Origin of the sequence: Pseudomonas agarici, from assembly GCF_900109755.1 — a bacterium.
Classification (GTDB): Bacteria; Pseudomonadota; Gammaproteobacteria; order Pseudomonadales; family Pseudomonadaceae; genus Aquipseudomonas; species Aquipseudomonas agarici.
This window is the reverse complement of record NZ_FOAR01000032.1, coordinates 46,431-54,580: the sequence shown is the minus strand read 5'-3', so window position 1 is coordinate 54,580 and position 8,150 is coordinate 46,431. Positions and strand designations below refer to the sequence as shown.

The 8,150-nt window shown below is 59.4% G+C and carries 13 protein-coding genes; 4 read left to right on the top strand and 9 right to left on the bottom strand.

Features of this window, described 5'->3' with window-relative positions; translation table 11 throughout:
* The 3 genes from BMX68_RS26510 to BMX68_RS26505 form a co-directional block, all read left to right on the top strand.
* On the top strand, positions 1–774 hold a 774-nt coding region (locus BMX68_RS26510), incomplete at its 5' end, for a DUF6708 domain-containing protein (RefSeq protein WP_256218828.1).
* A gap of 87 nt (positions 775–861) precedes the next feature.
* Entirely contained in the window at positions 862–1,116 is a 255-nt protein-coding gene (locus tag BMX68_RS25710; RefSeq protein ID WP_143063345.1) for a hypothetical protein, read from the top strand.
* A 49-nt stretch (positions 1,117–1,165) separates the two neighbouring features.
* Positions 1,166–1,675, top strand: coding sequence for a tRNA ligase subunit PheS family protein (locus BMX68_RS26505; protein WP_143063344.1), 510 nt, complete (start codon positions 1,166–1,168; stop codon positions 1,673–1,675).
* On the opposite strand, the gene BMX68_RS22480 is transcribed toward BMX68_RS26505, so the two are convergent.
* From BMX68_RS22480 to ubiE, 9 genes are all read right to left on the bottom strand, one after another.
* Positions 1,598–2,305 (bottom strand): 16S rRNA (uracil(1498)-N(3))-methyltransferase, encoded by a 708-nt coding sequence (locus BMX68_RS22480; protein ID WP_017132783.1) that lies wholly within the window; start codon positions 2,303–2,305, stop codon positions 1,598–1,600. The two genes, BMX68_RS26505 and BMX68_RS22480, sit on opposite strands and share 78 nt — an antisense overlap.
* Positions 2,302–3,084, bottom strand: coding sequence for a twin-arginine translocase subunit TatC (tatC, locus tag BMX68_RS22475; protein WP_017132782.1), 783 nt, complete (start codon positions 3,082–3,084; stop codon positions 2,302–2,304). Before tatC ends, BMX68_RS22480 begins: the two co-directional genes overlap by 4 nt.
* Positions 3,081–3,509 carry a Sec-independent protein translocase protein TatB gene (gene tatB / locus BMX68_RS22470; protein WP_017132781.1) on the bottom strand — a complete coding sequence of 143 codons (429 nt, stop codon included), beginning with the start codon at positions 3,507–3,509 and terminating at the stop codon, positions 3,081–3,083. Before tatB ends, tatC begins: the two co-directional genes overlap by 4 nt.
* Positions 3,510–3,519: 10 nt before the next feature.
* Positions 3,520–3,798, bottom strand: coding sequence for a twin-arginine translocase TatA/TatE family subunit (locus tag BMX68_RS22465; RefSeq protein WP_017132780.1), 279 nt, complete (start codon positions 3,796–3,798; stop codon positions 3,520–3,522).
* A 25-nt stretch (positions 3,799–3,823) separates the two neighbouring features.
* Positions 3,824–4,156 carry a phosphoribosyl-ATP diphosphatase gene (locus tag BMX68_RS22460; protein ID WP_017132779.1) on the bottom strand — a complete coding sequence of 111 codons (333 nt, stop codon included), beginning with the start codon at positions 4,154–4,156 and terminating at the stop codon, positions 3,824–3,826.
* Positions 4,157–4,158: 2 nt separating this feature from the next.
* Positions 4,159–4,551 (bottom strand): phosphoribosyl-AMP cyclohydrolase, encoded by a 393-nt coding sequence (gene hisI / locus BMX68_RS22455; RefSeq protein ID WP_017132778.1) that lies wholly within the window; start codon positions 4,549–4,551, stop codon positions 4,159–4,161.
* Between the two features lie 80 nt (positions 4,552–4,631).
* The gene (ubiB, locus tag BMX68_RS22450; RefSeq protein ID WP_017132777.1) at positions 4,632–6,236 is read right to left on the bottom strand and encodes a ubiquinone biosynthesis regulatory protein kinase UbiB; all 1,605 of its coding nucleotides are present in this window, start codon (positions 6,234–6,236) and stop codon (positions 4,632–4,634) included.
* Complete coding sequence (locus tag BMX68_RS22445) at positions 6,233–6,850, bottom strand: ubiquinone biosynthesis accessory factor UbiJ (RefSeq protein WP_017132776.1); 618 nt, start codon at positions 6,848–6,850, stop codon at positions 6,233–6,235. The genes ubiB and BMX68_RS22445 overlap by 4 nt, the downstream gene beginning before the upstream one ends.
* A complete protein-coding gene (ubiE, locus tag BMX68_RS22440) occupies positions 6,850–7,620 on the bottom strand; it encodes a bifunctional demethylmenaquinone methyltransferase/2-methoxy-6-polyprenyl-1,4-benzoquinol methylase UbiE (RefSeq protein WP_017132775.1) in 771 nt (256 codons plus the stop codon). Before ubiE ends, BMX68_RS22445 begins: the two co-directional genes overlap by 1 nt.
* Positions 7,621–7,777: 157 nt before the next feature.
* On the opposite strand from ubiE, the gene BMX68_RS22435 reads away from it, so the two are divergent.
* Positions 7,778–8,053: a polyhydroxyalkanoic acid system family protein gene (locus tag BMX68_RS22435; protein ID WP_017132774.1), complete on the top strand. Its 276-nt coding sequence runs from the start codon at positions 7,778–7,780 to the stop codon at positions 8,051–8,053.
* Positions 8,054–8,150: the final 97 nt, after the last annotated feature.

Below are 8,150 nucleotides of genomic sequence, written 5' to 3'. Positions count from 1 at the left end.
CCTTGGCGTCTAACTCTGCCAGATAAAAAAGAAAAAATCCATGCGCAAGTCAGCAGTTGTGAAGCGGTTGTTAATGTCTATCCAAATGCAATAGCAGTGGGTGGGCCAGCAGGTGTAAGCGAGATAGCATTTATGGGAATATTAATGATCACGTTTTTAATTATTATAATTATATTTAGCATAATGATTCTGGGTTTCGCCGCGTTTGATATATTTTCAGCGTTTATTGTGCTGGCAATTATTTCAGGATTTTACTGTTTGTCATTTTTTATAAGGATGACTTTTTTCTCGTTTCGCGATTTACCTACTCTGTTTAATAGAAAATTACGAACGGTGAGCTTATCAAAACCGCGACATCTATCATTTTTAAAATTTTGGCAGCCGGCGGTAGTTGATAGAGTCATTACCTATTCGTGGGACACCGTGCAAGCACGCACCTATAAAATCCTGCAAATGATGGGCGAGACTGCTCGTGAGCCTTATAGCTTGACCCTGTTGTGCGCTGATACCGATAATCCACGTCTCTTTAAAGACTTTACCTATCTCGGTCATGTTGAAACCTGGGAGGACGCCACGCTTTGGCGTCTGTGGGAACATATCCGCCGTTATATGGAAGAAGATGGCCCGCCCCTGCAACCTGACGAAACACTGCGCACATCGGGTATCGGTAAACTACCGCAATTCCCCCAGCATTTGATCGATGCTGCCGGTGGAGAAGCCTTGAGCATCCAGGAGATTGAACAACTCACCGGGTTCGATCATCGGCTCTGGTGATCAGTCGATGACAATGACGTTGTCCACGCTTATGCCTGAGCCGTGCAACAGCGCTAGTCAATGGCGGGACTGGCAACCCGAAGGCCCTTGGCGTTTGCAAACGGCCATGAGTCAGGAAGCTCGGCTACGTTTACAGCAATTCTGGAAGAAAAATTGCAGTGGAGCGCCGAAATTTATTTGTATCATACCAATGGCGCCAAAGAGTTGATTTATTCGACGGGTAATACCGCTCTGACCGGCGCCACCAAGCCTCACTGCCAACCGGGAACCACAAATCAACAAGAATATGCCTACATCTTTTTAAGCGCCGCATCAATGAACTATCCCCGTCATAGAAATTAATGTGATCTTTCCACGCAAACAGCTATCAATATGACGGAGTAGATAAGTTATGCGTGATAAAAAATATCTGTCGGATACTGCCCTTCAACAGTCACTTGATCTTCCTGATCTGACCGAAGTGTCATCTCCTCCCCATGCAGTCAACCTGATAGTCCACGAAATCCTCGGCGGACTGGTTCTTCAGGGGTGGCCGGACGCTCAAATCGAAACAGGCCCCAGAGTTGTTTCTACCGAAGAGAACTATGGGCTGCTCGGCTATGCCCCCAGCGAAATCACACTGGGTAGCGAACACACCCGCTGGGTCAACGAACAGGCACTGTTGCGTACACAAACCACCAGGCAGATTCCCTTCGCATTGCAACAGGCGGCTGAAAGGCGACAGCCCGGTGAAATGATTCTCCTGGCCGCACCAGGCATTACTTATCGAAGGGATACCCGTGATCGCTGGCACTGCGCCGAGCCGCACCAGATGGCCGGCGGATCAGAACAGCCGGGCGAGCAACGCGGTCACGGCGGTCTCGACCCGCAGGATGCGCTCGCCGAGCTGCACCGGTTGTAGCCCGGCCTTGCCCAGCAGCTCGATCTCGTAGGGAATCCAGCCGCCTTCCGGACCGATGGCCAGAGTCACCGGCTCGTCCAGGCCGCGTGGGCAGGAGGGGTAATCACCGGGGTGGCCGACCAGGCCGAGGGTGCCCGCGCTGATGGCCGGTAGACGGTCTTCGACAAAGGGCTTGAAGCGCTTCTCGATGACAATTTCCGGCAGCAGGGTGTCGCGGGTCTGCTCCAGGCCGAGGATCAGTTGCTCGCGAATCGCTGCGGGCTCAAGGAAGGGCGTCTGCCAGAAGCTCTTTTCCACCCGGTAGCTGTTCACCAGCACCACTTTCGGCACACCGAGGGTGGCAACGGTCTGGAACACCCGCCGAAGCATTTTCGGGCGCGGCAGGGCGAGAATCAGGGTCAGCGGCAGTTTCGCCGGCGGCGCTCGATCCAGGATCACCCGCAGCTCGGCCTCGCTGGCGTCCAGGCGCAGCACCTCGGCGCTGCCCATCAGGCCGCCGATACGTCCGACCCGCAGGTTGTCGCCCACCGCCAGGCGATGGACCTCCTGCATATGGGTCAGGCGCCGGTCGCGCAGCACGACGAGGTCGGCCGCAATAAAATCGGCCTCCTCCAGCAGCAGCAGGTTCACGTCAGCGGGGCGGGCGGCTGGGCGTCACTGTCGGCAGGCTCTTCGTCGCTGCGTTTGCGAACCAGGCCACCGAACAGGATGCCGATCTCGAACAGCAGCCACATCGGTACCGCCAGCAAGGTCTGTGAGAACACATCCGGTGGCGTCAGGATCATGCCGACCACGAAGCAGCCGATGATCACGTAGGGGCGGATCTTCTTCAGGTATTTGACGTCGACCACGCCGATCCACACCAACAGTACCACTGCCACCGGGATCTCGAAGGCCACGCCAAAGGCGAAGAACAGGGTCATGACGAAGTCGAGGTAGCTGGTGATGTCGGTCATCATCTCCACGCCAGCCGGGGTCGCGGCGGCGAAGAACTTGAAGATCAGCGGGAACACCAGGTAGTAGGCGAAAGCCATGCCGGTGTAAAACAGGACGATGCTCGATACCAGCAACGGCACGGCGATGCGCTTTTCGTGCTTGTACAGACCCGGCGCGATAAACCCCCAGATCTGGTGCAGGATCACCGGGATCGCCAGGAACAGCGAGACCATCATGGTCAGTTTGAGCGGCGTCAGAAACGGTGACGAGACATCGGTGGCGATCATCGTCGCCCCGGCTGGCAGGTACTGGCGCAGTGGCGTGGAGACAAAGGTGTAGATCTGCTGGGTGAAGGCGAACAACCCGGCAAAGATCAGGAAGATCACCGCGACACAACGCAGCAGACGGGTGCGCAGCTCTGTGAGGTGCGAAACCAGCGGCATGTGCTGGTCGTTTTCCGGAATATCGCTCATGGGGCTCGCGGCGGCAAAGTAGGGTCATGAGAAGCTGGCGCACTGGGCGTCGGCGCGGGAGTAACGGTCTCTACCGGCGTCGGCTGATCGCCCGGCAATGGCTCGGCTGGCGGCGTCGGCATGGCCGCAGGGTGAATCGTCTGCGGGGCGACCGGCGGCAGCGGATTCGCCGGTTCCTGGAGCGGTGAGAGGATCTTGCGGGCTTCCTGCTCCAGGGACAGGATGTGTTCGTTGTGCAGTTGCCGGCGAATTTCGTCGGCACCGATTTCCCGTTCCACTTCCTGCTTGATCGCGTTGAAACTGCGTTTCAGGCGCCCGACCCACAGGCCCGCGGTGCGCGCCGCACCTGGCAGACGCTCGGGACCGAGGACCAACAGGGCGACGAGGCCGACGAGCAGCAATTCACTGAAGCTGATACCGAACATTAGGCAGTGCTCACGAGTGGTTGCGAGGCTCTTCTACTTTCTGCGCCTGCACGTCGATGGTGTGCGGCGTGTTCTGTTGGGCAGTAGCCTGTGGCTGTATCGGCGCGGTTGGCTGGGCGACCGGCGGTACTGCCGGCTCGGCAGGTTTTTCGTCGTCGTTCATGGCCTTGCGAAAGCCCTTGATCGATTCGCCGACATCGGTGCCCAGGTTCTTGAGTTTCTTGGTGCCAAACACCAGCACGACGACAACCAGGATGACGATCCAGTGTTTCCAGTCAAAAATGCCCATGGTGCTGCTCCTCTCTAAAAGTTGTTCAGGCGGACGGACGCGAGGCTTTCTCGGCGTGTCCGGACAATCCGAAGCGACGGTCCAACTCATCCAGCACGGCCTGCGGATGCTGCCCCAGTTGGGCGAGCATGACCAGGCTGTGGAACCACAGATCGGCGGTTTCGTAGATCACCTCGCTGCAATCGCCGCTGATGGCGGCGTCCTTGGCGGCAATGATGGTCTCGACCGACTCTTCGCCGACCTTCTCCAGAATTTTGTTCAAGCCCTTGTGATACAGGCTGGCGACGTAGGAGCTGTCGGCGGCGGCGCCTTTGCGCTCCTCCAGCACCTGGGCCAAGCGGGTCAGGGTGTCAGTCATGTTCAGTGTCCAGCTGTGTAGATGCTGTGTGGGTCCTTGAGGACCGGGTCGACCGTCTTCCAGCCGTGGTTTTCATAAACGCGGTAGAAGCAGCTCTGGCGGCCCGTATGGCAGGCGATATCGCCGACCTGCTCGACCATCAGGACAATCACGTCGGCATCGCAGTCCAGGCGCATTTCATGCAAATGCTGTATATGGCCGGACTCCTCGCCCTTGCGCCACAGTTTGCCACGCGAGCGTGACCAGTAGATCGCCCGGCTTTCGCGGACACTCAGTTGCAGTGCCTCGCGGTTCATCCAGGCCATCATCAGTACGCGCCCGGTCTTGTGATCCTGGGCAATGGCCGGCACCAGGCCGTCGCTGTCCCATTTAATCTCGTCCAGCCAGTCTTTCATCTTCGACTCCGACAACCGGGTCCGACCTGCGTGGTCGGGCCTCGGCGAATGAACAGTTTGCCAGCCGGCGGCCTCACTGGCTATCGGCGCACGACCAGATACAAACCAATGGCCACCATGATCGCCGCCGGCCAGTGCCCCAACTCGTGCAGCGGTCCGCCGGCGGCAAGGAAGGCACCGGCGCCCAGGTGCAGCGACCCGAGCAGGCGCAGCGGCCAGTCGTTCTTGCGCTTTCTCCAGCTCGGTTCGGGATCGACGGCGTGAGGCTGCGACAGGCGTTCGAGCAGGTCGCGGGTCATGTCGGCCAGGTGCGGCAGTTGCTCGACCTGGCTGTGCAGGTTGCCCAGCAGGGCTTTGGGGCTGACCCGCTCGCGCATCCAGCGTTCGAGGAACGGTTGGGCGGTGCTCCACAGGTCCAGGTCCGGGTATAACTGGCGACCCAGGCCTTCGATATTGAGTAAGGTCTTCTGCAACAGCACCAGCTGCGGCTGAACCTCCATATTGAAGCGTCGCGCGGTTTGGAACAGTCGCATCAGCACCTGGCCGAAGGAGATGTCCTTCAGCGGCTTCTCGAAAATCGGCTCGCAGACGGTGCGGATGGCGGCTTCGAACTCGTTGAGTTTGGTGTGTGCCGGCACCCAGCCTGAATCGATGTGCAACTGGGCGACGCGCCGATAGTCACGCTTGAAGAAGGCGAACAGGTTGCGTGCCAGGTAATCCTGGTCCTGCGGGGTCAGGCTGCCGACGATGCCACAGTCGATGGCGATGTACTGCGGGCGCCACGGATTGACGGTGCTGACGAAGATGTTGCCGGGGTGCATGTCGGCGTGGAAAAAGCTGTCGCGAAACACCTGGGTGAAGAAGATCTCCACACCGCGCTCGGCGAGCATTTTCATGTCGGTGCGCTGGTCGGCGAGGGTCGCCAGGTCAGTGACCTGGATGCCGTGGATACGCTCCATTACCAAAACTTTCGGCCGGCACCAGTCCCAGTAGACCTGGGGCACGTACATCATGTCCGACCCTTCGAAGTTGCGGCGCAGTTGGCTGGCGTTGGCTGCCTCGCGCAACAGGTCAAGTTCGTCGTAGATGGTCTTTTCGTAGTCGCTGACCACATCGATGGGGTGCAGCAGGCGTGCGTCGGCGGAAACCCGCTCGGCGGCGCGAGCGAGGATAAACAGCCAAGCCAGGTCCTGGGCGATGATTGGCTTGAGGCCTGGGCGGATGACCTTCACCACCACTTCCTCGCCGCTTTTCAGTTGGGCGGCATGCACCTGGGCCACCGAGGCCGACGCCAGCGGTTCGATATCGAAACGGCTGAAGACCTCACTGATCTTCTTGCCCAGTTGCGACTCGATCAGTGCCACGGCTTTTTGCGAGTCGAACGGCGGTACACGGTCCTGCAGCAGCATCAGTTCGTCGGCGATGTCCTCCGGCAGCAGGTCGCGGCGGGTCGAGAGAATCTGCCCGAACTTGATGAAAATCGGTCCCAGGTCCTGCAATGCCAAACGCAGCCGCGCACCTCGGCTCAGTGGCGGCGGCTTGCGTGGAAACCAGCGCCACGGCAGGGCGAAGCGCAAGGCCAGGAGGAACCAGGGCAGGGGTAACTCGAACAGCAGGTCATCGAGACGGTAGCGGATCACGACGCGCTGGATGCGTAATAGACGGCGGACGGCAAGCAGCTTCATGCGTTATCGCTGGAGTCGAGGGATTGGGAAAGGCGTTTGAAGCGCGCCTCGAGTCGTTCTAAATCTAGCTTGATCTGGTCGAGTTCGGCGAAATGGGCTTCGGCCTCGTGCTTGCCGACCAGGGCGCGAGATTCTTCACTGAGGTATTCGGCGAGGTTCTGGTTGAGGCTGGCGAACCCCTGGCGATACCAGTGGGCCCGACCGCGCAGGTGGGCGCTGATCAGTTGCGTGGCCACGGGGCCCAGCCAGCGTGAGAGTTCGTACTCCCAGTCCAGCGCCAGGTCCTGCAGCACACCGGCGAGTTCAAGCAGCACCGCGCTGTCGCCTTCCAGGTGCACATCCGGGCCGTGCAGGACGGCGGTCTTGTCCTTGCTCAAGGCCAGGTTCAACAGGCTCGTGGTGGGTGCGCGCAGAATGCAGTCGGCGTCCACGGCCCAATGGGCGACCAGCATCAGACCCTCATCGCTGGGCAGGATGAATAACTTCAAGGCCGGGCTGTCGACTTCGATGACCTTGCCGGTCAGGTGCCCGAGCCGGCCCAGGGCGGTGCTGTCCAGACGCAGCACCCGGTTGAGGCCGTGTTCGACACCGGCAAGCAGGCCGCTGAACAGCATCAGGGCTTGATGCCGCGATGCAGGGCGACGATGCCCGCGGTCATGTTGTGATAGGTCACGCGGTCGAAACCGGCGTCCACCATCATCGACTTTAGGGTTTCCTGATTCGGGTGCATGCGAATTGATTCGGCCAGGTAGCGATAGCTTTCCGAGTCATTGGTGATCAACTTGCCGGCCAGGGGCATGAAGGCGAACGAATAGGCGTCGTAGACCTTGGACATCAGCGCGTTGGTCGGTTTGGAAAACTCCAGCACCAACAGGCGTCCGCCTGGCTTGAGTACCCGCAGCATGGAGCGCAGGGCGTCTTCCTTGTGGGTGACGTTGCGCAGGCCGAAGGCGATGGTCACGCAGTCGAAATGGTTGTCCGGGAACGGCAGCTTCTCCGCGTCGGCCTGGACGAACTCGATGTTACCGGCCACACCGAGGTCCAACAGGCGGTCACGGCCGACCTTGAGCATGGAGGCATTGATGTCAGCCAACACCACTTGGCCGGTGGGACCTACCAGGCGCGAGAATTTTTTGCTCAGGTCGCCGGTTCCGCCAGCGATATCCAGCACCCGGTTACCGGTACGCACGCCCGACAGTTCGATGGTGAAGCGCTTCCACAGGCGATGCATGCCGCCGGAGAGCACGTCGTTCATCAGGTCGTATTTGGCCGCGACCGAGTGAAACACCTCAGCGACTTTTTCCGCTTTTTGGCTTTCCGGCACGTTCTTGAAGCCGAAGTGGGTGGTGGGTTCGGCATCGCTGCCTTTGCGCTGATCAGTCATATCGCTGTCACCAGAAGAGAATGCGGGCCATTCTAATCCCGGTGGCCGGCTTTGTCTTGGCAAAGGCGGAATGTAAGTATAGTGGGCCACCGGGACCGATTGACCCAGCTTGATTCAAAACCGGCCCGGCGTATCTCTATAGAACAGGAATCAACCGATGGCCCGGATTAGTGTCGAGCGTGCCCACCACCTTGGTCTGGCAGGCGCTCGTGAGAAAACTGCAGTGTTGGTGCAAAAACTGGCCGAGCAATATGGCCTGGCGCCTCGCTGGTCGGGCGATACCGTGAGCCTCAAGCGCTCCGGCGTCAGCGGTGAAGTGCGGATCGCCGAGGATCGGATCAACGTGGATGTTGAGCTGGGCCTGTTGATGTCGGCCTTGAGCGATACTATCAAGGCCGAGATCGAGAAAGCATTGGACAAGGCGTTGGCCTGAGGCTGGCACGCCGCGCCGCCAGGGTAAGCGCACGGTTAGGGTGTCCATTCTAATTTTTCTGATTACGTTGTGCATGGCCCCCAATTTCTGTGGGCAG